General features: G+C 61.4%; 18 protein-coding genes. 9 read left to right on the top strand and 9 right to left on the bottom strand.

Annotated features, from left to right (window positions below; all coding sequences use genetic code 11):
• Positions 1-22 precede the first annotated feature (22 nt).
• Both ABIA30_RS20005 and ABIA30_RS20000 read left to right on the top strand, forming a co-directional pair.
• On the top strand, positions 23-370 hold the full coding sequence (locus tag ABIA30_RS20005; RefSeq protein ID WP_370068529.1) for a hypothetical protein: 348 nt from the start codon (positions 23-25) through the stop codon (positions 368-370).
• A gap of 27 nt (positions 371-397) precedes the next feature.
• A complete protein-coding gene (locus ABIA30_RS20000) occupies positions 398-541 on the top strand; it encodes a hypothetical protein (protein ID WP_370068527.1) in 144 nt (47 codons plus the stop codon).
• A 54-nt stretch (positions 542-595) separates the two neighbouring features.
• On the opposite strand, the gene ABIA30_RS19995 is transcribed toward ABIA30_RS20000, so the two are convergent.
• Positions 596-835: a hypothetical protein gene (locus tag ABIA30_RS19995; RefSeq protein WP_370068525.1), complete on the bottom strand. Its 240-nt coding sequence runs from the start codon at positions 833-835 to the stop codon at positions 596-598.
• A 64-nt stretch (positions 836-899) separates the two neighbouring features.
• Positions 900-1,292: a hypothetical protein gene (locus ABIA30_RS19990; RefSeq protein ID WP_370068523.1), complete on the bottom strand. Its 393-nt coding sequence runs from the start codon at positions 1,290-1,292 to the stop codon at positions 900-902.
• A 179-nt stretch (positions 1,293-1,471) separates the two neighbouring features.
• Between ABIA30_RS19990 and ABIA30_RS19985 the strand changes: the two genes are divergently transcribed.
• Positions 1,472-2,224 carry a hypothetical protein gene (locus ABIA30_RS19985; RefSeq protein ID WP_370068521.1) on the top strand — a complete coding sequence of 251 codons (753 nt, stop codon included), beginning with the start codon at positions 1,472-1,474 and terminating at the stop codon, positions 2,222-2,224.
• Positions 2,225-2,540: 316 nt separating this feature from the next.
• Here ABIA30_RS19985 and ABIA30_RS19980 read toward each other — a convergent pair whose 3' ends face one another.
• From ABIA30_RS19980 to ABIA30_RS19970, 3 genes are all read right to left on the bottom strand, one after another.
• A complete protein-coding gene (locus ABIA30_RS19980; protein ID WP_370068519.1) occupies positions 2,541-3,461 on the bottom strand; it encodes a hypothetical protein in 921 nt (306 codons plus the stop codon).
• Between the two features lie 1,009 nt (positions 3,462-4,470).
• Complete coding sequence (locus tag ABIA30_RS19975) at positions 4,471-5,481, bottom strand: hypothetical protein (RefSeq protein WP_370068517.1); 1,011 nt, start codon at positions 5,479-5,481, stop codon at positions 4,471-4,473.
• A gap of 471 nt (positions 5,482-5,952) precedes the next feature.
• Positions 5,953-6,099: a hypothetical protein gene (locus tag ABIA30_RS19970; RefSeq protein ID WP_370068515.1), complete on the bottom strand. Its 147-nt coding sequence runs from the start codon at positions 6,097-6,099 to the stop codon at positions 5,953-5,955.
• Between the two features lie 1,063 nt (positions 6,100-7,162).
• Here ABIA30_RS19970 and ABIA30_RS19965 point away from each other — a divergent pair.
• A complete protein-coding gene (locus ABIA30_RS19965) occupies positions 7,163-8,212 on the top strand; it encodes a hypothetical protein (protein WP_370068513.1) in 1,050 nt (349 codons plus the stop codon).
• Positions 8,213-8,347: 135 nt separating this feature from the next.
• Here the strand turns inward: ABIA30_RS19965 and ABIA30_RS19960 are convergent, their stop codons facing one another.
• Positions 8,348-9,277, bottom strand: coding sequence for a PucR family transcriptional regulator (locus tag ABIA30_RS19960; protein ID WP_370068511.1), 930 nt, complete (start codon positions 9,275-9,277; stop codon positions 8,348-8,350).
• 382 nt (positions 9,278-9,659) lie between these two features.
• Here ABIA30_RS19960 and ABIA30_RS19955 point away from each other — a divergent pair, with 382 nt between their 5' ends.
• The gene (locus ABIA30_RS19955; protein WP_370068509.1) at positions 9,660-12,542 is read left to right on the top strand and encodes an AAA family ATPase; all 2,883 of its coding nucleotides are present in this window, start codon (positions 9,660-9,662) and stop codon (positions 12,540-12,542) included.
• A 108-nt stretch (positions 12,543-12,650) separates the two neighbouring features.
• Positions 12,651-13,532, top strand: a complete 882-nt coding sequence (locus ABIA30_RS19950; protein WP_370068507.1) for an alpha/beta fold hydrolase — start codon at positions 12,651-12,653, stop codon at positions 13,530-13,532.
• A gap of 84 nt (positions 13,533-13,616) precedes the next feature.
• Here the strand turns inward: ABIA30_RS19950 and ABIA30_RS19945 are convergent, their stop codons facing one another.
• The 3 genes from ABIA30_RS19945 to ABIA30_RS19935 all read right to left on the bottom strand — a co-directional run bounded on the left by ABIA30_RS19945 (position 13,617) and on the right by ABIA30_RS19935 (position 18,105).
• Positions 13,617-15,107: a CoA transferase gene (locus ABIA30_RS19945; RefSeq protein ID WP_370068505.1), complete on the bottom strand. Its 1,491-nt coding sequence runs from the start codon at positions 15,105-15,107 to the stop codon at positions 13,617-13,619.
• An 896-nt stretch (positions 15,108-16,003) separates the two neighbouring features.
• Positions 16,004-17,050, bottom strand: a complete 1,047-nt coding sequence (locus ABIA30_RS19940; protein WP_370068503.1) for a phosphotransferase family protein — start codon at positions 17,048-17,050, stop codon at positions 16,004-16,006.
• A gap of 59 nt (positions 17,051-17,109) precedes the next feature.
• Complete coding sequence (locus tag ABIA30_RS19935; protein WP_370068501.1) at positions 17,110-18,105, bottom strand: NADPH:quinone oxidoreductase family protein; 996 nt, start codon at positions 18,103-18,105, stop codon at positions 17,110-17,112.
• Between the two features lie 255 nt (positions 18,106-18,360).
• Between ABIA30_RS19935 and ABIA30_RS19930 the strand changes: the two genes are divergently transcribed.
• The 3 genes from ABIA30_RS19930 to ABIA30_RS19920 all read left to right on the top strand — a co-directional run bounded on the left by ABIA30_RS19930 (position 18,361) and on the right by ABIA30_RS19920 (position 22,110).
• Complete coding sequence (locus tag ABIA30_RS19930; RefSeq protein ID WP_370068499.1) at positions 18,361-18,978, top strand: TetR/AcrR family transcriptional regulator; 618 nt, start codon at positions 18,361-18,363, stop codon at positions 18,976-18,978.
• 154 nt (positions 18,979-19,132) lie between these two features.
• Positions 19,133-20,623: an adenylate/guanylate cyclase domain-containing protein gene (locus tag ABIA30_RS19925; RefSeq protein ID WP_370068497.1), complete on the top strand. Its 1,491-nt coding sequence runs from the start codon at positions 19,133-19,135 to the stop codon at positions 20,621-20,623.
• Positions 20,624-20,745: 122 nt separating this feature from the next.
• On the top strand, positions 20,746-22,110 hold the full coding sequence (locus tag ABIA30_RS19920) for a cytochrome P450 (RefSeq protein ID WP_370068631.1): 1,365 nt from the start codon (positions 20,746-20,748) through the stop codon (positions 22,108-22,110).
• Positions 22,111-22,174: the final 64 nt, after the last annotated feature.

The following is a 22,174-nucleotide window of genomic DNA, read 5'->3' as shown; positions in this document are numbered from 1 at the left end:
CCAAAGCGCGGTTCTCGCGCGAATGCAGCGGTACCCACTGCTACTTCCGCCGCAGATGCCGATCGGCGTGACGGCGTTTTACGTTCCGGGAGCCGACGGGAAAGACCTCGACAACATCTTCCGGGACCTTGTCCTGCCGGTTCTGCTAGAGCATTGCCACCTACCCACCGAGCTACGCCACCCGAGCATCACGTTCGACAAGGTCACCGAATACACCCCATCAGGGCCCTCGCGTCCGGCGTTCATCGAAGGTGTTGCTCTCAAAGGGATTCCACGCTCGCCGGGAACGGTCGTGGTCGCATTCTCAGGCGGGCTACGCTACCGCAGCTGGTGGGAGATGGCGCCCGATCACGATAAACGATCGCGATGAGATGACCCACTTCTACTGAACCTGCAGATGAACGCGGTCGCCGACGAACTCAGCGACCGCGGAGATTCCGGTACGCTGCGTCAGTTCCTGCAGAGCGTGGAGTCTTCAGCCCTGGCGCGGATCACGCTGCGCATCCAATTGCTTTGTTCTGAAACAGATTCCAACGCGTAGGCCGATTCGACGCCGACCCTGAACGCGATTTGTGATCGCGCACAGTCGAGCGTCCTATTTGACGGTGTCCGGCCCGTAGCCGCCAGCGGGGTTGCGGCGTTCGGGCTTCTTTGAAGGGCGCGGAGTCGACCCACCGGGCATCTGAGGTTTGTCGCCTTTGTGGGGAAAGATCTGCCAAGTGCCGGCGGTGAGGGTCGGGCCTGAGTGCAGGTGCAGTCGGCCGTCATCCAGCTTTCGCGGTTCGACATCTTCGTTGTAGGGGCCGTCAGGCCCGGTGACCGTCCAGTAAGGCACGGTGCTGATTTTATCGAACAGGCGCTCCTCGCGCGGCGGGCATCCAGCCGTCGTCGTGGCGACCCTAACGGGCAGACGCAGATCCTGCGCGGGCTCCTGTTATTCCAGGCCAACCGCCCCACGGCGCACCCGGAAAATCGTGGCGGTCGATATAGAGGGCTTCTCCTTCTGGCATCACTAGATGGCGAAATCCTATCTGCTTGAGCGACAGCGGAATCCACTGAAGTGCAACCCGAGCCGCGGCTTCGCCTAACTTCGCTTCGGGTGTGCCGAGGTTCTCGACCGAAATGTCGTTGAGAATCGCCATTAGCTCGGTCCAAGTGGGCCCGACATAGCGGTTCCAGAGGTTGAGGTCCTGAATTGCTGCGTCGACGATGAACTGATTGCCGCGAAATTGCGCAGCCCAGTAGGCCAGCCAGGTCCAGTACGAGGCGCACGCGTTGTAGACGTCCTCCACCAGGGTGCTGACCGCATCTGAGGTCGGAGCCGCCTGGTATCGGGCGTCGGCGGAGAGTTCGGTTGCGAGGTGACGATGATCTGTTTCGGCGGTGGTCGACGTGGCACACTAAAGCGCCATGCAGACAGTTGAGGCGCCTCGGGAGAACGCCACACCACACCGCATCGCAAAGCACTGAGATGAACTCCACGCTGTCATTGCTGGCAACGGTCCTCGCGCTGACGGTGTCGGTCGCGGCCCTCGCAATCGCCTGGTCGCAACTGCATATTGAGCGCGACGCAGCCGGAGGACGAGGACTCATATTCGACGTGACGGCCCCGCGGCACGGCCTCAATTTCACCCCAAATGTGAGTGAAGACGCAGAGTTTCGTATCAAGCTCTGCTTCGTTGGTAACACCCGAGACGGAGTTTCACTCGGTGTGGTGCGATACAACGACCCGAGCGGTTCCGACCGCGTCGAGAAACCCATCGCACTCAACCAAACGCTCTGGCCTGGATCCACCTCCGACCATACATTCACCGTCAAAAAGGACTCCCTAGCAGGCCTTTGGTGTGTCCTATCGTGGATCGAACCCTACGGAGACGGAGTCCGCGTCTGCGCGTTCCGACGCCCTCTGCGCGAGACCGCTGCGCGCGACGAGGCTGGCAAGATCGTGCAGTTGGAGCAGTGGCGCTGGTTCCGATTCATGCGACAACGGCGCCGGATCCAAAGTTGGGGACAGCGCCAGCAATGGAAGACCGTCAAACGTGTTGTAGGACAACCGCGCCCACTCGGCCGTTGGCGCCCCTACCTCCTGCGAGATCTCGAACCTGGCCAAGGCCCAGTAGTGTCGCCAATCGACAGAGCCCTTGTCCCCGAGAGTCAATTCGCGGAAGTGCGTGCACCGCTCCGACAGATCGTCTTCGACACCAACCCGACGGAACAGCCTTGAAGATCTGCGGCGGCCGTGATGCGAGAAGTACTCGCGCCCTAAGCGCAGGCATGGGGTGTAGTCGGCACGTCGTTCGATGAGCGGGCGATAGCTACAGTTGTTGTCGCCACCACTTTCTCCGGATCATCCAACCGCATACCGCCAATTGGCAGGCTACGTGGGCGCCATCCAAGGGGTTCGAACTGATATAGCGTTGGCGCACTGCAGAAGTGACGTGCGGGGACGGGTTATGCCAAGTGATGTGTGTGATTTCGCCGCAGACGTCCGGCGCTGTTGCGTTCTTCACAAGGCGCGCTCCCCGCAGTTCTGCGTCGGGTCATGCGGTCGTCTCGCCGCCGCCGGCATCATTCGTTGAGTCGGTTCGAGCGAACAAGAGCCAAACGATCGTTGCAAGGCCAATTCCAAGAGCCTGCAGCGTGACAACAAGTCCAATATTCATGGCAGAAATACAGAAATCGTTCGACGTTAGCGCAAGCACCCCATCGGGGATCACCAGAGCCACGAAGGACCAGATTTCAGCTACGGCAAGCACAATGATGGTCGTAACGGATGTTGCGCTATCGGTGAAGTCTGCTGAGGCGCTTGCTCGGCGAAAAAAGTTCAGCTCAATACCAAGCGTTATCAGTAGCAACGGTAGCACCTGGGTCATTTGAGCGTAATACAGCGAACTGACTAATGGTCCGCAGGTGATCTTGTCGCGGTGTAACCCCAAGAGCATTGGAACTCCGAAACTTTGGGCGATCAACGCAAGGTAGCTGCCGGCGAGAACGGGCAGAAGCGCCCGAGCCCTATGCCAATGACCCTCGCGGTCGTTCCGGCGCTTCCTGCTGATCACTGTCATGGGATCCGCTTGCAGCGAGGTCATCAGTAGGACACCTGACGACAATGTGGCTAGCAGGGGATATAGCACCGCCCACGTGAGAACTTTCGCGGGGCCGGAATCTCCAATGGCGTAGTGGAGGCCGCCCGTGAAAAGACCTAAGTCGATGATGGCGATGCCGACAACACTTGCCCACCACCACCGCCACAAACGTGGGGATTCTGAGTCAGCCCGAGCAATACGTTTTTTTACGAAAAATGCAGTGATTACTATAGCTAGATCGACAAAAATCGAGAAGAACCCGAACACGTCGCCTCCATAAATGAAGACAATTGCCATCGCAAAAACGAGCATCACGGCGGGTGTCTTCGATGGAGTTATAGCGGCTGTTTCGACTGTTGGTTCCGCCACGCTCATTGCCCTTCGGTTGCAACTTTGTCGCTGCCGAAGATCCTTGTGGTCAACGGCGAGCTGGGTAAGCGAAGAGATCGTCTATCGTTGGTCAAAGTTTGGGCCTCATCAGCATCCCATAGGCAGCGCTCCAGAGAGCATCATGTAATTCGACCGACGCCCCGCACTTCGTCCGCACGCGTTCAGTCAGGGCTAGTGGCGCGTCACGCGGGCACGCGGCCAGCGCCGACTTCTGGCGAGACGTCGCCAGCTAGATAGTGGCAACAATTGCATCCTCCGCAGCAGCCCAAAATCGAAGACGCCAGTCGCTCACGGCGCCCCTCGTAGTAAGCGAGGTCCCCGGCTCGTCAGCAGCTTCGATTACGACCCTGAAGCCGACATGTTCAACGCGGCCGGCGACCGCGCATCTCTGCTGCGGTTGAGCGAGATCATAGTGTCCCGTCCAAGTCGCGTGACCACCAAGATCGCCCACTTGCATCGGTTTCGGCGGGGCGAATGACCCACCTGTTGCCAGGATCAGGTCTGGTCAGGCTACGACGGCGGTCGCGGCCAGTCCTAAAATAAATTGGCGCTGGTTGACCCTGCGGATGCGTTCCGAAATCGGTCTAGTCGCGTTCCGGAGCCACGAACGTCATCGACGCTGATCAGCAGCGTTGGGATTTTCGACAGGTCCCGACGGAAACATCCTCTTCGGGGTTCGTTGCGGGCTCCGGTTATGCGTCACCGCCTTCGGCCAGCTCATGAGGTCTCAAACCGGTCGCATCAACCGTGACGAAGGGAGTTGTGCGCCATGTTCCAATCGCAGTCCACGGGGGATCGGCGGACTGGAGGATCGCTAGGCTCGTGAAGCTCATCGGTCGCCGATAACTCCCGGCTATGTCGGTTTGAGTACGTCATTTTTGATTGTGGTCCAATGGTTTTGAGAGTCCTCTCGCCTACGAGCTGCACTGAGACCGGACTGGTGCTACCACGAGGTGGCCGCACGGTCGCCGGCCAACCTGCGGGTCATGAACGGCTAGATGCTCGCCGGACCGTGCAGCGCAAGCAACGACGGATCGACGGGTGGGTGTACCGGCTCGTAAAAGTGTCGAGCCCACCGTTTGATCGTCGGCCGAAGTCGATCCGGATACAGTGGTTTTCGTTGTGTTTTGGGTACTCGCTGCTGGGCGTGTACCTCGAACAACGCGACGGCGCATTCTGCCATCCCGACAGCGATGCTGACCCCGTCCACCATCAAGCGTGATATGTCCAGTTCGCCGCTGGGCATGTAGTCCAGCGGCCATTTGAGCCCGTGCATGATGGCAGAACTAGTCAGGTAGAAACCCGCTGCCGTATCTTCGAATCCGAACACTTTGCGGCCGTATGGCTCGCCCTCTGCCGCGTGGGCAGGTGGGTGTTTGTCCAGCCACTTCGCCGCGAACCGCACGACCCCGTCGTTCTTGCGTACGGGTGCTTTAGGTGTGATGTTCTCGCCTCGTCGCAGCATGTTCACGCGATTGTCAAACAGCCGAACGTGCTCCGCGAAGTCCTTATACTGTTGGGTATCAGCATGATTGGGGTCAGTGTCGAACCACTTGGTGGTCGACGCGTGGTAGGAACGTTGAGTATTCAACTCCGAGGTGGTGAACCGCACGCTCAAACTCCGCCGCATCTGACGATCACGGTCGGACAGTAGCCATATCGTCGTCGCCGACGATTCAATCGCAGTTCGACACTGGGCAAGGATCGACGTTGTGTGACTGTCACGCGACTTTGGTCGCCACTCAATGAGTTCTGCTGTCGCGCAGAGACAGTCGATAGCGTTCATGATCGGGAACCGGGCTGTCCCACTAACCATGTCGCCCGCGTATTCGTTCAAGAACCCCGCGTCATCGGCGGCCAGGCTACTGTTCGGGTCCGCGCGCTGGGGGTTGAGCCCCCATGCGTACAGCTCCTTTCCTCGCTGTGCCCGTATCAGGGTGCGGTGCATCGCGTCAGCGGTCGTCAGCTTCTCGGACAGTCGAGTGAACAACTCGGTAGGGTCCATATCCGCCAGCCTCGGGTCCATCCTGGCGCTCTCCCCCGTCGCATTGCGTGATCTGTCCAAGCGAGGTCAACCTTATGCGCGACGTCGGATACCCCCACCCTGGCCCACGGGCGGCACACCCTGCAGGCAACCATCGCTCGAATACCGTGGGTTACCGGCAAATCAACGCCGTGAGATCCGCACATGACAGCGCAACTGAAGCCTCACGATTATCTGGGCGTCAGACTTAAGATCGCGGGTAAGCGTCCGACGACCTGGAGGTGACTGGTGGTAAAGAATGCACGCGCAAAACGCGAAGCACGCAGATACCAAGTCGAGCATCCGGGCATGTCCTACCAGCAGGCACTCCGGGAGTCGCTAGCAGAACACGAACGTACCAAGTCGGCCAAAAAGACTGCGCCGCAGGACGACGACACCTCTGACACCGCCGATCGCGTGTTGTCGTCGCACTATCTGACAAACCCGTTCGGCTCAAAGCCGCACAACATAGCTGACGATGATCAGAACTGACAACGCCACCAGCGCTTCGGTGTTCGCCCCCAGCCCCGCGCGTTTCCGAGCGCCGTCACCATCGACCAGACCAGCGCCAGCGATCACGGCGCGCATGTCCAACGCCACGCACTTCATTGTCGCAAACCGATTGATACGAGTTTAAAGAACTGTCGCGTGGCGTGACCACCGGCGCTGAGGCCGCCCAGAGGACATCTGGGGTCGAGCCCGATTCAGCATCGACGCCACAAGGACCGTGTCGGTTGGCGAGGCGAGCGTCGTCGACAGCCCTCACGTAACGATGGCTGACATCAGTGACATTAGCGATCGCGATCAGCGACTCACGAAGTGCATCCGATCCAGTAGCGGCCAAAGACGAGTTCGTTCGATTCTTATTGGACCGCAACCGAATCGGGTGCGGTACAGGCCGTAGTCCGCCGGCCAGCGACTGACACAAGCGAGAGTCACCGCAGTATCCAGCCGCCGATAACGTTCAATTACGTTGGGTACCCATATCCTCATCGCGAGGATACCGGCCCGCGTCAACACCCAATAGTGTTGCCGCACTGTACTATTCATTGCCAACGAGGGCGACGGCCAGGCAATTCGTTGCGCCAGATGAAGCAGAAACAGCCTTCTCGCGAAGCCGGGGCCGGGGCCGTCGCGAAGGAGGGCCCTCCACAGTCAGAAATCCGGCATAGTCGGGGCTGCCGACACGATCGCTCATCGAGATGGCAATTTTGCCGCCCGCCGCTTTACGCCATACACGGAGCTCCCGTTCGACCCCGATTCTCTTGTCGACGTGGTCATCGGTCCGAAGGCGAAGTACCGATTCGTCGAGCCGACGGTGAGACGAATGCTGGATCGACATGGATTCCGGCACACCAAGATCAGGGCATCTCGATCCCCATTCCAGTGACGTAGGGCCCCACCTATAACGTCGACCCGACGCTGGATTTCTCCTTAGCCTCGATCCACCGATCACCTCTCGGTGATGTTGATTTCGATTGTGCGTCTTTGAGGTGGCGTGTGGGCGCAGGTGAGATGGCCCCTGGGTATCGGGTTGTTCCTGTTGGCCTTTCGTGCAAGACGCACGGAGTTGCGATCCGGCACCGCCGATCGACCCCCGCCGCTGGTGGTGACGGGGTCGGGATCGAGACCCCCGAGCAGGAGTCGGTCCTGCCATGGCGCCGTGGTCGGCAGCTGGGACCCGGACGACCCGTGGGGCACGCTGGCGCATCCGTTGGGACCGGCGATGCTCGCTGGACTGGGACTCAGACGCGCTGCGCGGGCCGGGGTCAAGGGTGTCATCTTGCTCTGGCGCGGTGTCAGCGCCGCCAACGCCCGCGGTCAGTACGCGCCATTCACCTTGTCCTACCGCGGTATTCCAGCGGTCTTCGTCGCCGGTGAGGACGCCGACACCGTGTTGCACGCGGCGCAGCAGGGTGGGCAGGCCGAACTTGTGCTCGACGCCACGCTGACCGAGAACGCTTCCACGCGAACCGTGCGGGCGGCCGTGGAAGGGACCCAGCGCCCACAGGAAACCGTGCTGATGGTCAGTCACAGCGACGGCACGAATGTTGTTGAGGAGAACGGACATATCGGCCTGCTGCAGCTCGCGCGTGACGTGATGGCCCGACCGACCGAGCGGACCATCGTGTTCGTGTTCACCGCGGGGCACCTGCGCATCCCCGCCGTAGTTACCGGGCACGGGCAGGACACCACCCGCTGGTTGGCCGATCATCGCCAGTGGTGGGCCGGTGGCCCGGCGCAGCGGCGGGCGGTGTCCGGCTTGGTTATTGAGCATCTGGGTGCGCGCGAGTACCGCGACGATCCGGTTGCGGGTGACTACGGTCCGACTGGCGGTGCTGAGCCGGAACTGTTGTACGCGTCGACCCGTGAGCTGCGCAGGCTCGCCGACCTCGAATGGCGGGGCGCCGAACCCGGGCTGGTCCGGGTGTCGATGCCCAATGAACTGATGCAGTTGGGTGAGGGCCAGCCCCTGTATCTGGAGCGGATCCCCAACATTTCGCTGGTCACCGTCCCGCAGTACCTGCTGAGCACCGAGCCCGGTGACTATGTGGATGTAGGGCTGCTTGCGCGGCAGGTGGACAGCTTCGCGCGGCTTCTGCGCCGACTGGACGCCCTGCCTGCCGCGAGCGTGGGCACCATCACCCCGCACACCTCGGTGCACAAGGTCAGCGCCGGCGTTAAAGCACTCGCCCGCCTCATGAAGGGGTGAGTGGCGCCGCGGGACCCGCGAACTCACCTGGTATTCCACCGCGGACCTGCAACGTATGCTCACCTACCTGGACGTGCTGGCCGCTGACCCCAAACGAAAAGTGGTGATCACTGGCCCCCCGTAGGTGATGCGGTGTCAAGAGACCCATTCCTCCAACAGGCAACGACGCACTTCAAACGCCAGGCAGAGCTCAGCGAGGTCGCGCGGGCGAGCCAAGGATCTGCCGGTCCGTTGTTCGATTCGTCGAATCCGGTGGCGAACCGTATTTGTGTGGCAAGCAAGGAGTTCGGCTGTTGCACGGAACGATCCTCCGGTCTCCTGCCAGACGTGGAAGGTCCGGAAGAGCAGTGCCCGGTCGTCTTCCGGTAGTTCGTCGAATCGCTCAAGGATGGGGCGGACGGACTTCACCATGAGCTCGGGTGCACTGGCGGCTGCGGTCGCTAGCACGCTCCCGTCGAACACGGCCACCGCGGGCGGTTGTCTACTCATAGATCGCATCGCGACCTTGGCAAAGTGAAGCGCGTCGGCGCAATCCTGGAGGTCGTCGAACGGCGCACTGACCCCGACGCAGCAGTGTTTGGCCGACATCCGCGTCAACAGCGCGACCATCCGTTGCAAATGCATGGGTGATATCACGTGCGCGATCCCGATTTGCAGGTCGGGTAGCGTCCGCCAGGCCGAGTACACGTCCAGGCTGCGCAGTTTCGATTCGATCTCCGGCAGTGCGACGGATCCGACTGTGGAAACCTCCGCAGCAACAACGACATACGGCCCTGCGGCCGGCAGACACAGATGGTTTGCGGCCAACCAAATCGCCTGAAGGTTTCGATGCCTGCCTTGCAGGAGCGAGTCTATGACCTCGCCGCGGTATGAAGACCCGTGGCCTGCGTACGCCTTCTCCAGCAGTTCGGTTAGCTCAGGAGTGCCCTCGACCAGTCGGACAGCGCGCGTCGGTTGGTGGGGCGCACCGTTGGACCTGATGTGCATGTCGTTAACGGTCATAGTCGTGCGGACCCAAGAGGCCGCAAGTGGCCGCACCGCACCGGCGATCCGCTCGGCCGGCACCTCGACTTACTGGTATGCACCTCTGATGTACGGCCATGGTCGCGACTGTCTCCCTTGCGCTCTCTTGCGCTGGCGTCTGGTTCGATGCTGTGGAGTTGAAGTGGGACAAGAAATATCACCTATTTAGACTGTTATGCCGAAATCGGTTCCGGCCGAGTCCGTTCGCAGATTGGTCGACCGTTGCGCGATATGTAGTTGTGCCAGTGGTGTTCGCTGTCATTTCGGTGTCAATCTCCTGGCGGCAATAGGTGGGTATCGGTGATTTCGCCTGTCGCGAGCGTGACTACGCCAGTGTTGTCCTCGGCGTCTGCCGTCCGCGTCCGCCAATCGGCTAGTCGTCTGGCTGTCCTGTGTGTCCCGATGGCTTCGAAGTTGTTTGCACGTGCAAGGCTCTCCTTTGGGCTGCGACCGCCCGGTCGGCGCGGGTGTGCTGATCGGTGCGCACCCTGCAACCGCCGGTTGTAACGTCACTCGATATGTCCGCAAGTCATTTGAGGCTGTGGTGACCATCGGGCTCATTGGTCGCAACAGCGAGATGCGCAAACTCGCTGCACTGGTGGACGACGTTTGCGCCGGGACAAGTCGGGCCTTAGTCGTGCGCGGCGAGCCTGGCATCGGCAAGTCGGCACTGCTCGACGAGCTGGCAGATCAGTGCGACCGATGTCTTCAGTTGCGCACCGGCGGTGTGCAAGCGGAGATGGAGCTGCCGTTCGCAGGTCTGCACCAACTGCTCGCGCCCATCATGGGGCACCTGGATAGGTTGGCTCCGCCACAGCGCGACGCGTTGACTGTCGCTTTCGGGATCAAAGACGGTCCGACTCCTGACCGTTTCTTCATCGCCCTGGCTGCGTTGAACCTGCTGACCGTGGCGAGCGAAACGCGGCCCGTGCTGTGTCTGGTCGACGACGAACAATGGCTAGACCGCGCGACGGCGCAGACTTTGTCTTTTGTGGCGCGCCGCCTCGATGCTGATCGGGTGGCGCTAGTGTTCGCCGCCAGAACGCCCAGTGAAGAACTGCTCGGCATTCCCCAATTGACGGTCTCAGGCCTGGCCGCCGCGGATGCCGACGCGCTCCTGAGCACTGCGCTCAGTGGCCCTATCGACCCGCACGTGCGTGCCCAGCTGATACTTGAGGCCGCTGGCAATCCCCTGGCGATCTTGGAGTTGCCTCGCGGTAGTACGCCTGCACAGCTGGCGGGAGGTTTTGGCTTACCTGAGGCGGCCGTCGCAGGGCGAGTTGAGGAAAGTTTTGCACGACGTGTTGCCGCCCTCGGCGAGAGTAGTCGCAGACTCATTCAGTTGGCCGCCGCTGACCCTGTCGGTGACACGGAGCGCGTGTGGCGTGCGGCGACACTTCTAGGTATCGGCGAAAACGCCGCACTGGACGCCTCTGAATCTGGGCTCGTGACGTTCGGTTCGCGGACGCGCTTTCGTCACCCACTGGCCCGTTCAGCGGCGTACCGGTCGGCCTCACTATCGGAGCGCCGCGATGTGCACCGGGCGCTGGCCCAAGTAACCGACCCGATCTGCGATCCAGACCGCAGAGCCTGGCACCGAGCCCAGGCGTGCGCAATGCCCGACGAAGACGTCGCCGAAGAACTGCAACAATCCGCTGGACGCGCCTATAGCCGCGGTGGATTCGCTGCCGCCGCAGCGTTTCTGGAGCATTCGGCGATGCTGACCTCCTCAGCGCAACGTCGTGCTGAACGCATGATTGCCGCAGCTAGAGCCAAGCGTGACGCGGCCTCGCTCGATGGCGCTCTGGGATTGCTCGTAGCCGCCGAAGCGATCCCTCACAGCGAGTACCAGGAGGCCGAAATTACCCACTTGCGTGGGCAAATAGCGTTCGATCAACTCCGCGCAGCGGATGCGGTCGTACTCTTGAACTCCGCGGCGACTCATTTCGAACCGCTCGATGCTCCCTTGGCGCGCGAAGCGCGTTTGGATGCACTTGTCGCGGCAGTATGGGTCGGAGAGCACGAAGGTTCTGACGGTCTGGCCAAGGTCGCTGCAGCGGCTCTTGCTGGGCCTGTGGCGGCCAAGCCCAACCGTGCCATCGACGTTCTCCTGGATGCCCTGTCCCTACGAATCAGCGACAACTACTCCGCCGCGGCACCGATGTTATCGGCGGCGGTGGCCCGGAGCTGTGAGTTGGAACGAGACGGACGGGACGATCGTGATTGGTCGTGGCTGATGCGAGCTCGATGCAACTCGCTGCTCGCTGCAGAAGTGTGGGACTTTGACTCATGGCGCGAAATAGCCAGAAGTCAAACCGATTTCGCGCGCAGCGCGGGCGCGCTGCTCTACCTGCAATCGGCGCTGGGCAACCTCGGATGGGCGGAGATATACAGCGGTGATCTACGCGCGGCCGCCTTGCGCGTGAGCGAAGACCAGGCGGTCGCTGAAGCGTCCGGCAATGCCCGCCTGCCTTTCCTCAGTGTCGTGGTCACCGCGTGGCGGGGCGATGACGGCGATGCAGCCCGATTGATCGACACCTTTATCGCGGCGGCCGCGGCAAGCAATCTGGGCTTGGTCACCGACCTGTGCCTATATGCCAAAGCGGTGCTCTACAACGGTCTGGGCCGTCACAGCGAGGCGCTCGAAAGCGCACAGGCGGCATGGGCCCACGGTCTATTCGGGATGAGTACGTTCCTGGTGCCTGAGCTGGCCGAAGCGGCTGCACGCGCCGGTGACGTGGACACCGTGCGCAAAACGCTGAACTGGATCGACGAGCGTGCCCAGGCCACCTCTACCGGTTGGCTTCTGGGTATGCAGGCACGATTACACGCCCTGTCAGTCGAGGACGGCGAGGAGTTCTACCGGCAGTCGATCGGCCATCTCGACCGTGCGGGATTACAGACCGAAACCGCACGTGCCCATTTGCTTTACGGCGAATGGCTTCGTCGCGCGGGCCGGAGGGTCGACGCCCGCGCCCAGCTTCGAGTAGCCGAAAGCCACCTGACAGCAATCGGTGCGAGCGGGTTCGCTGCGCGTGCGCGTCGCGAGCTTCGTGCCAGCGGCGAGACGCTTCGCAAACGGTCCACGGACGCCGCGCGCAGTACATTGACCAGTCAGGAAATGCAGGTAGCGCTGCTCGCTCGGGATGGGCTCTCGAATGCGGAGATCGGCGTCCGACTGTTCATCAGTTCCCGCACCGCGCAATATCACCTTCGCAAAGTATTCGGTAAGCTCCGTATTCGGTCGCGCACCGAACTTGCTCGTGTCCTCGACGCCCACACCGGCACGAGCGAACTCGATCACTGACATCGGCACTCGACACCGCCTGCGGCTAGCGTCGGGGCTAGCCGTTGGCGGATGCGATATTCGGGCTCAACGTGCGACGCTTAACGGTGCTTACTCGGGTGTCGTGACGTGAAAGTGGTTGTTGCCGTGACTCAATGGTCTTCGACACCGCCGCAGCCCCGGTTCACCACAGTTGATGGCATCACGATCCGATACGCCCGTAGCGACAAGGCCAACGAAACGCAGGCGCTCCTGTTCAGCCCCTGGCCCGAGAGCCTGTTGGCGTATCAGCAGATGTGGCTGCCGTTGGCCGGCGACGCTGAACTTGTCGCAGTTGACCTTCCCGGCTTCGGCCGTTCCGAGCGGCGAGAGCACTTGCTGTCCCCATCGGCGATGGGCGAATTCATTGTCACCGTTGCCGATGCGTTCGACATGCGATGCCCACACTTGGTCGCACCCAGTATCGGCACGCTTGCGAGCCTGTTCACAGCGGCGCGCCATCCCGGTCGAATCGCCAGCCTCACGATCGGACCGGGCCCCCTGTGCGCGCCGCTGGAGGTGGGTGAGGAGCTTCGAACTTGGGTTCGGCCCGACAGCGTGGTTGATGAGCGTCTGCTCGACTCACCGCGAGTACTACAGGCGTTCTTTGAGCACGAGCTGCGCTGCAGTCTCCCCGATGACGTTCGCGCCGATTATCTGCGCAGCTACGATGGCAACCGCTTTATCGAATCGCTTGCCTACCTTAGGAATTGCTCAACCCAGCTGCCAGCATTTGAAGAAATGCTGTCGCAGATCTTGACCCCTGTTCAAATCATTGCCGGCCGTTACGACCGGCTCGTGCCATGGGGCAACGCCGAGTTTCTATCATGCCATTTGCGCACCTGCCGATTGGTGAGCGTCGATGCTGGGCACTTCGTGTGGGAAGAACAATCGCGCGAATACGCAGACCTAGTCAGAAGCTGGTGGCACACCACCAGCCCTAAGCTGGGTGTACAGAACTGTCCGCGCTGATCCGAATCATCGTGCGTCCGTTCGGTGCTCGACGCCCATGAAGCGTCTGACGCGAAATGCGAGAGACGCCGAGCCGCGCAACCGCTACAGCCAGCTGGGCTGCCACGACCCCAACGGAGTGAGTGGGTACTTGTATTCACCTGGCGTCTTGGACATCTCGACCATTTCCTTTACCCCGGTGTAGCGGCCCATAGGCGTATCGACCACAAATCCGTCGGGGTCCGGGTAGAAATGTTCCTCGGTTGCGCCGGCCGTCTTGGTGACGTAATCGCGGTCGAAGATGCCGAGCTCAGGCAGCCACAGAGACGTACGTGCCAGCGAACCGCGGACACGGTAGCTTCCACCCTCTTTCGCACGACGCATTAGTGCGGACAGGATTCCGCAGGTTGCAAGCCAGCCCAGGACGTAGTCGCACGCCACGTAGATCGACGGGTGGGCGGGCTTCTCGTCGCTGCCCTCAATATTGTCCAGACCCCAAGCGAAGGCGGCCGTCACATCGAAGCCCACGCGATTCGACCACGGTCCCGATTCGCCGGCCCAGGTGAGCTGCGTGTCGATCAGGCCGGGACGCTCTTCGATCAGTTCCTCGGGTGTAATGCCGAATCGTTGACGCCAACCCGGACGGCGGTTGCAGACGAAAATGTCTGCCTGGGAAAGGAGTTCACTGAACTTTTCTCGGCCTTCAGCGGCGGCCAACTCCAGCATGGCCGAGCGCACGCCGACGTGGGAGGTGTAGTGCCACAGCGTATGTTCGACATCCGATGGCCGCCATATGTTGAGCGCATCGGCCCCGTGTAACGCTACGGCTCGACCGATCGACGGGCCCGCGATGACATGAGTCGCGGAGAGCAGACGGATACCGTCGAGCGGCGTCGTCGGATTGGGGGTGAACGGTATCGGATCGCTGTCGCCGACCTTCTCGACACTGATCACGGGAGTCAGGCCTATGTTCTTGGTGAAAGCGTCGAGTTTCAGGACGTCCGGGATGTTGCGGGCCAGCGGCAAGGGAATGCCGGCCTTTTCACTGGCCGCTTCGAGCTCGGCGCCATCCCATTCCTTGACGGCCGCGGCGAGGGCTCCGTACGAGCCGCCACGGGGTTTCAGGAGGTCGTATGTGCGCTGGCGTAGAGCGGGGAACACTTCGGCAAACATGACCCACTTGTCGTCCTTGGTGGGCACGATATCTGGACCGTCGAGGTAGGGGCTGTATGGGTCGGTGCGGCCAGGAAATCCGTTGACCAGTTCCCATTTTCCTTCCAGAAACGGGGTGAGGCGCCGCAGAGCTTTCCGCACGTCGACATGAATATCTTGCCCCTCGCCGGTGCGCTCTTTCCATATTTTTGCGATCAGGATTGCCTTGGCGGCCAGTGATATGGCGCTGATCGATCCATACGGAAGGCGATCAGGCGTAATGGGATCGGCGCCGTAATAGGTGACCTCGCCTCCCGAGTCGGAAGTCGTTGCCCCCAACGACTGCAGCAGGGATTCGACATGCGCGGGCACGTCGATCACGTTCTGCAATGGATGCGCATAATTTGCCAATATGCGTTTAGCCAATTCGTCAGCGGCGTCCATGAACCCACCCCCTTAGGGCGATTGACGGAAATTACCGGGCCGGAGGCGACCCTTACTTGAATCATTCCGGGACTCCATGGCGGAATCAATGTCTCGGGAACAGTGAACCGCGCGGGACGTTGTACTCAGCACACATTGGACAGAGCGGTCGGTTGTAGAAGCGTCTCTTTGCAACGGGACGACGCCCGCGCCGAGTTCCCTACGATCCCCGATGTAAGTCACGCTTCGAAGAAGCTACAGACCGTCCCTCCACCAGCGGATAGCACGGGGAACGCTTGAGACTAACAACTTCCAGCTGTCGTCGTGATTTCGCCCGACGGGACGGATTCCGCGACTTCGGCGGATAGGCGGAAGTCCCGCAAGGCTTCTGGGGTTTCGAATGCCGCCGCGCAGTGCCCCATCTCGCGGGTAACGGGACTCGGCGACCCACACTGCCCCGGCTCGTCGACCGACGTTGACGACGAGCTCTTGGACGATCACTTCAACCCGAACGTGCGGGCCACGCACATCTCGTGCAACAGCTCGCCCCAGGCATGCCCGAACGCTGGCGCGGGGCAATCGTCAACCTCAGCAGCGTCGTCGCGACCACCCTGCCACCGAGCGGGCGGCATCTACGGTGCCACCAAAGCATCAACCCGGCTGGCAGGAGCTGGAATCTGCACGGGAGATTCGTCAGGTTGATGTGCAGGAGGGGCAAGGCCATTGGCCGAACCTCTCAGACAGGTCACCAACGGTCTGAAAGGAGCAAACTCTCCAGCTGCGTCAAATCGTTACAGATAACGGGGTACTAACCTCCGACACCAACAGTTGGAAACACGCTAGAGAACTCCTGGCTGAGGTCTACGCGCTGTGGGCGGATAAGGCCCGGCTGGCCACCGAGCGGGACGCGCCGATTCTTAGAGTCCGACTACATGGCCGGCGAATTCAAGTAGTGGGCTAACGAATGCGCCAAGTCCTGAGTCATGCTCACTCGATGCGTTCCCACTGCGGTGCCTAGCAGAGATGCCGTGCAGGATGGCGGCCGCCCGAAAGAGGTTGTAGGCGTAGTAGAATGCGAAACTATCTGGTCGACTGTGCGTGGACCGCGCAAAGTAACGGTCTATGATTGCCTCTGCCGTGGGAATGCCTAAACTGGCCAGATCCGAGCTGCCCAACGATGGTCCGCCAGTGTGGTTTACGGGCAAAATCCAGCTGAGCAGAAAGTAACTCAGATCGGCCATGGGGTTGCCCAATGTCGCCAATTCCCAATCGATAACCCCGATCAGAGAAGGGGCATCGTAATCGAAGACTACGTTGTCGATTCGATAATCGCCGTGTACTAAGACGATTGCATCATCTGCAGGTACGTGCGAGGTCAGCCAGTCAACGAGTCGGCCTGCCTCGGTGGGGTAGCGGCCGACGGCTTGCATTTGGCTAGACCAGCGTTGGATTTGTCGGTTGAAATAACCCGTTCGCGGGCCGAAGTCACCGAGTCCTACGGCATCGATGTCGACCGCGTGCAGATCGGCGAGTGTGTCGGTCAGTGCGAAGTAGATCGGCGCGCGTTCGGCGCGCTCGGTGCCGTCGAGGAGCTGGTCCCAGAAGATTCGTCCGTCCAGGAAGGACATGATGTAGAACGGGCTGCCGATGATGTCGGCGTTGGTGCACTCGTGTACGACTGCGGGTACCGGGAAGCCAGTGGGTGCAAGGGCTTTCATCACGCGAGCTTCGCGATCTATCGCGTGTGCAGTCGATAGCACCGCTCCGGGCGGTTTGCGCCGTAAAACGTACCGGCTGTCTGCGCTTTGAAGTAGGTACGTTGGGTTTGATTGCCCACCAGAGAATTTGGAGATTTCGAAGCCCCCTGAAAGTTGGGGCACGACCCCGAGCAGGTACTGGCGCAGCGCATCACCGTCGAACCTGAACCTCTCAGGGATGTAAGGGGTTGATTCTTGCGGCGTCATGAAAGGCTCCTTGTTCAACGAATTCGTGTTCGCGAGAGGGTGGGAGTTCTTTATTCCGGTCAAACGGTGGTACTGAGGACGATCCGACCAATTGCTCGACGTTCGGAGAGTGTCCCCAGCGCGGCTGCGGCTTCATTGAGCGGGAATTCGTGAGAGATGTGGGGCCGCAAGCCGCCCAGCGACGCAATCGAAAGTAGTTCGCCAATGCTCTGCCGAAACGCGTCTGGGTCTCGTCTGGCCGCCTCGCCGGCTCGTACGCCGACAACCGAGGCGCCTTTGAGCAGAATGCGGTTGCCGTCAAAGCTGGAGATCGTGCCGCTGGCGAATCCGACAACGAGGTAGCGGCCACCCCACCTCAGCAGGCGCATCGCCCGTGCAGCAAGTGTCCCTCCTACCGGATCGAACACCACGTCGGCTCCGCCTACACGCTCGCGAACAGAGTCCACGAGATCGCCGGCGTGGTAGCTGACGACGTGATCGGCACCCGCTGCTTCGAGGACGGCGAGTTTCGCCGGATGGCCGACTGCCACAACGCGCGCCCCAAGGTACTTAGCCAGATGGACTGCGGCGAGGCCAACACCGCCGGTCGCCCCCAATACCAATACGGTTTCCCCGGCACGCACCCCCGCTCGGTTGACCAGCGCCTGATACGCGGTTCTCGCAGCTACCAAGAATGTTGCGCCCTCCTGGTACGAGAAGGTCTCAGGTAACGGGAAGACAGTGTCGCCCCGGGTAACCAGCTTTTCGGCGTATCCGCCGTTCTGGGTTAGTGCGATGACCGGCGAGCCCGGCGACCACGACGGAACGCCCGCGGCACCGGGACCGCATTCAGTCACGACGCCCGCGACTTCCATGCCAGGAACGAATGGCGGCTGCAGCTTAAGCTGATATTCGCCGCGGGTCAGCAAGTAGTCGGGGAAGTTGACACCTGCTGCCCGAACGGCGATACGCACCAGTCCCGGGCCAATCGGCGCGTTCGGAACGCTTTGTGTCGTAACGGCTTCCGGACCATCGAGTGCGTTGCATACTGCGGCGCGATGAGTGTTGCCGATCATCGGTTCATCCGCACTGTCGTTGCGGTGGCCTGCCTGATCAGCTGACGACGGCCGGTTGGCGCGTCACCGGGCGGGGCAAGACAACGTCCTCGGAATGGCTGCTTGACTCTCACCGCGCCTTTACCTCTTGATTCGCGACCAAATCTGCATGAAAATTCGGCTTCAGATACAGTTGTGTATGATAATGTGGTTCTGTTGCGTTCGTGTCAAGCGCAGATGGAACACGGGTAGCGATGTGCGATCAGGAGGCCGCGAATGGCTCGGCTGACCCGAGTTGAGCAGCGGGAGCAGACTCGCCAACGTCTGGTGGACGCGGCCCGCAGAGTAGTCTGCCGTGTCGGCTTCGCGGCCGCACCGATTGATGTCATCGCCGAAGAAGCAGGTTTTTCGCGTGGCGCTTTCTATTCGAATTTCGAGTCGAAGGACGATCTGTTCCTCGCGCTCATCCGCCAGCATCTTGATGCGGAGTTTGAATTTCTCAGCTGTGCGCTCGGTCGCATCAAGTCTGTTTCTGACCTCGTTCCGGCGATCGAGCGCCGCTACCACGTTCTCGGCGAGGACAGCAGCTGGTGCCTGCTGACCACCGAATTCCAGCTCTACTCGATGCGCGGGGGTCCCCGAGCCGAGGAGTTCGAGGAGATCTACGAGTCCTATCGCCGTCGTCTCGGTGAGCTCTTCGCCAGCCAATTCGAGCGCTTCGGAATCGAGTCCAACCTCACCCCCTACGAATTCGGCGTGGCGCAAATCGCACTTTCACAAGGGCTGGCGCTACAACGGGCAGCCGACGTGTCCCTGAAGGCCAATCTTCATGCACGTGCGCTCGCCACTTTTGTCCGTGGAGCTCTCGCCGGTCGCCGCGGACCGCAACAGTGACGTTGTCGGGGATCGAGTAGCGGTGCGGCATCGGTGATCGCGAAACGCCCAGGAACTCGATTGCGCAGCGGTGTCAGACGGTCAGATCACCCTGTCCGGCGCGGTCGCGGCGATGTTCCTGCGACGGTGTAGTCAGTCTGACAAAGGACCCGCCATGCAGACGTTTCAATACCGCGTAGGTGTTCGCTACCTACTCGCGCTGCTCTACAGCTTCCTTGTCTCATCAGTCGAAATCATTGCGATTCTGCATTTGATCATCGGCCCCCGTATTCATGTCGCTGCAGCCCTTTTCGTCGCAATGGCCGTCGCCATCATAGGCGCGAGCGTAATGGCGTTCACCCTGTCCTCAGACCTCGAGTGGTACGCAGCTGGCACAGTCCCGACCCCTCAGCAGCGGTCCGCGGCAGCGACTTTGCCGTTTCGACATGCCCGCATGCACGCCATCATCTGGGTTGTCATCGGTGTTGCACTGATCGCGGTTCACCACGATGCGGCAGCAAACATTCTGGTCCTGGTTGGCATCTGCGTGATCGGGGCCGGCGCAGCAACAGGATTCATGGGTTTCTTGCTTCTGCAGCGCGTGCTTCGGCCGGTGTTCGATGCCGCGCTCTCAGGCGGCACGGCGCCGCCGCCGCGGCGACACCAAAGTGTGGGGACGCGGCTCCTCGTGACATGGGGGTTGTACAGCGCCATCCCGCTGGCAGGCATTGCTGGGATTGTGCTTGGCGCTCATTTTGATTGGCTCATACCAAGCGGGGCGGCCATCGGCGCGCCCGTGCTTATCCTCGCTGCGGTAGGCCTCGTCGCGGGAGTCCGTGGGATGACCCTTGCCGCGCGCTCGGTGTCCGACCCTTTGCGCGAAGTTACCGGAAAGATGGGACGCGTCGGCGCAGGGCATTACGCGGCCCGCACGCGGGTCTACGACAGCTCTGAGATCGGTATCTTGCAGGCTGGCTTCAATGAGATGGTGGCTGGTCTGGCCGAACGGGAGCGGATGCGAGAACTCTTCGGCCGTCACGTGGGACGTGATGTGGCGCAGCATGCTTTAGAGCGCGGCGGCGATTTCACCGGGCGAGTATGTGAAACCGGAGTCGTATTCATCGACCTTGCCGGCTCAACAGCCCTGGCGGCTAGCAGTGCGCCCGATCACGTTGCCGCTGTATTGAACAGCTTCTTCCGGATCGTCGTGGGAATCATCAATGAACACGGCGGGTACATCAACAAATTCGCGGGAGACGCCGCCCTAGCCATTTTTGGGGCACCACTGCCACTGGCCGATCCCGCGGCGCGCGCGCTGGCCGCCGCACGATCGCTGCATGACGCGCTCTCCGAGGACTCTGACATGCCTGACTTCGGAATCGGCGTCACCTGTGGTCGGGTGTTCGCTGGCAATATCGGCGCCGAAGACCGCTACGAATACACGGTGATCGGTGATCCAGTGAACGAGGCGGCACGCCTGTCAGACCTGGCCAAATGTCGATCGGGCCGCATCCTGGCCAGTGCTACTGCGGTGACCCAGAGCGGTGCGAGTGAGCAAATACGTTGGCGCACAAAGGAGGAGGTATTGCTGCGCGGGCGAAAAGACCTCACGACTCTGGCCGAACCGGTCACCGGCACATCCAGTGACCTCGAGGAATCGGAGTAACGCAGGAGGCCGACGCCGAGCGACGTGTTGAGCCGTTGTGAACTCCGGGTGCGCACGCAGGCGTGTGCGTCAACAACAACCCGCGGCCTCGCGGCCTCCGTCAAATCGAGAAAGGAACACCGATGGATACCTCAATACCGCTGGCGAACAACGTTCCACCGGGCCCGCGCGCTCCGGCGATCGTGCAGGGCTTGATGTTTCTCGCCGACCGCCACAACACGATGCAGCGCATGCAAAACCGATATGGCACCGCCTATTCGGTGCGGTTGCCCACCGTGGGACGGGCTGTCATCATCAGCGACCCCGATCTGATCAAGCAGCTTTTCCAGACATCCACTGACGTTGCCCGTGGCATGGAGCCTAACTTGGACCTCGTTCTTGGACCCGGCTCGACGTTCGGGTTGCAAGGCGAGGCGCACCGTCGCCGCCGTAAACTGCTGGTGCCGCCGTTTCACGGTAAGCGGATGCGGGCCTACGAGGGGCTGATTGAGCAGGAGACCCTCAAAGAGATCGCGTGGTGGCCCAAGGACCGCGAATTTCCTATCCTGCCATCGACGATGCGTATCACCCTCAACGCCATTCTGCGAGCGGTGTTTGGCGCGGAGGGTGCCGAGCTTGATGTGTTACGCGATCTGATGCCCAAAATTGTCGATCTCGGTTCTAAATTGGCATTGTTCCCGGCGTTGCACCGCGACCTGGGCAAGTACAGCCCCTGGGGGCGCTACGTGCGGCTGCGACGCCAGTTCAACGGCATCGTCGGGAGTTTGATCGCCACCGCGGAAGCTGACCCTCGGCTGGCCGAACGCGCCGACGTGTTATCTCTGATGTTGCAGGCCCGGTATGAGGACGGCACGCCAATGACCGACAGTGATGTCGCCGATGAACTTTTAACTCTGTTGGCCGCTGGACACGAAACTACCGCCACCTCGTTGGCCTGGGCGATCGAAAGGCTGCGTCGTCACCCGCGAGTATTGAAGCGTCTGGTCGCGGCAGTCGACGCCGGGGATGCGGATCTCCTGCAGGCCACCATCTACGAGGTGCAGCGCGTCCGTCCGGTCATCAACGGCGCCGTGCGTCAGGTGTGCGCCGAATCGATGCCCCTGGGTCAATGGACGATTCCGCGCGGCCACACCGTGATCGTCGGCATCACTCTGACCCATCACCGTGACGCGGTGTACCCAGATGCCAACGGGTTTAACCCGGACCGGTTCCTCGACACTGTCCCTGACAGCTACTCGTGGGTGCCGTTTGGTGGCGGCACCCGCCGCTGCTTGGGCGCGGCGTTCGCCAACATGGAGATGAACGTCGTGTTGCGGACTATTTTGCGCGAATACCAGTTGGCGACCACGACCGCCGAAAACGAAAAGTGGCACAACCGCGGAATCGCGTTTGCCCCCGGACGTGGTGGACTCGCACGGGTAACTCCGCGCGTGTCGCAAGATATTCCGTCGGCCGCTCCAGGACAACGGCCCGCAGCCCCCGGATGACGGCTCACCTACACCCTCGCGCGGCTGGTATCAGCTTCCTCATCTTGCCTGTCAACAGTCACTG

The sequence above is a fragment of the Mycobacterium sp. MAA66 genome, from assembly GCF_041261665.1.
GTDB lineage: Bacteria > Actinomycetota > Actinomycetes > Mycobacteriales > Mycobacteriaceae > Mycobacterium.
The sequence above is the reverse complement of the archived record's forward strand: the minus strand, read 5'-3'. Positions and strand labels throughout refer to the sequence as shown.

Excerpts from the sequence above, each read along its gene's own strand:
- ABIA30_RS19985 (WP_370068521.1), top strand. The coding sequence starts at position 1,472 with ATGAACTCCACGCTGTCATTGCTGGCAACGGTCCTCGCGCTGACGGTG.
- ABIA30_RS19935 (WP_370068501.1), bottom strand. The coding sequence starts at position 18,105 with ATGATCGGCAACACTCATCGCGCCGCAGTATGCAACGCACTCGATGGT.
- ABIA30_RS20005 (WP_370068529.1), top strand. The coding sequence starts at position 23 with ATGCAGCGGTACCCACTGCTACTTCCGCCGCAGATGCCGATCGGCGTG.
- ABIA30_RS19980 (WP_370068519.1), bottom strand. The coding sequence starts at position 3,461 with ATGAGCGTGGCGGAACCAACAGTCGAAACAGCCGCTATAACTCCATCG.
- ABIA30_RS19975 (WP_370068517.1), bottom strand. The coding sequence starts at position 5,481 with ATGGACCCTACCGAGTTGTTCACTCGACTGTCCGAGAAGCTGACGACC.
- ABIA30_RS19920 (WP_370068631.1), top strand. The coding sequence starts at position 20,746 with ATGGATACCTCAATACCGCTGGCGAACAACGTTCCACCGGGCCCGCGC.
- ABIA30_RS19945 (WP_370068505.1), bottom strand. The coding sequence starts at position 15,107 with ATGGACGCCGCTGACGAATTGGCTAAACGCATATTGGCAAATTATGCG.
- ABIA30_RS20000 (WP_370068527.1), top strand. The coding sequence starts at position 398 with ATGAACGCGGTCGCCGACGAACTCAGCGACCGCGGAGATTCCGGTACG.
- ABIA30_RS19930 (WP_370068499.1), top strand. The coding sequence starts at position 18,361 with ATGGCTCGGCTGACCCGAGTTGAGCAGCGGGAGCAGACTCGCCAACGT.
- ABIA30_RS19940 (WP_370068503.1), bottom strand. The coding sequence starts at position 17,050 with ATGACGCCGCAAGAATCAACCCCTTACATCCCTGAGAGGTTCAGGTTC.
- ABIA30_RS19925 (WP_370068497.1), top strand. The coding sequence starts at position 19,133 with ATGCAGACGTTTCAATACCGCGTAGGTGTTCGCTACCTACTCGCGCTG.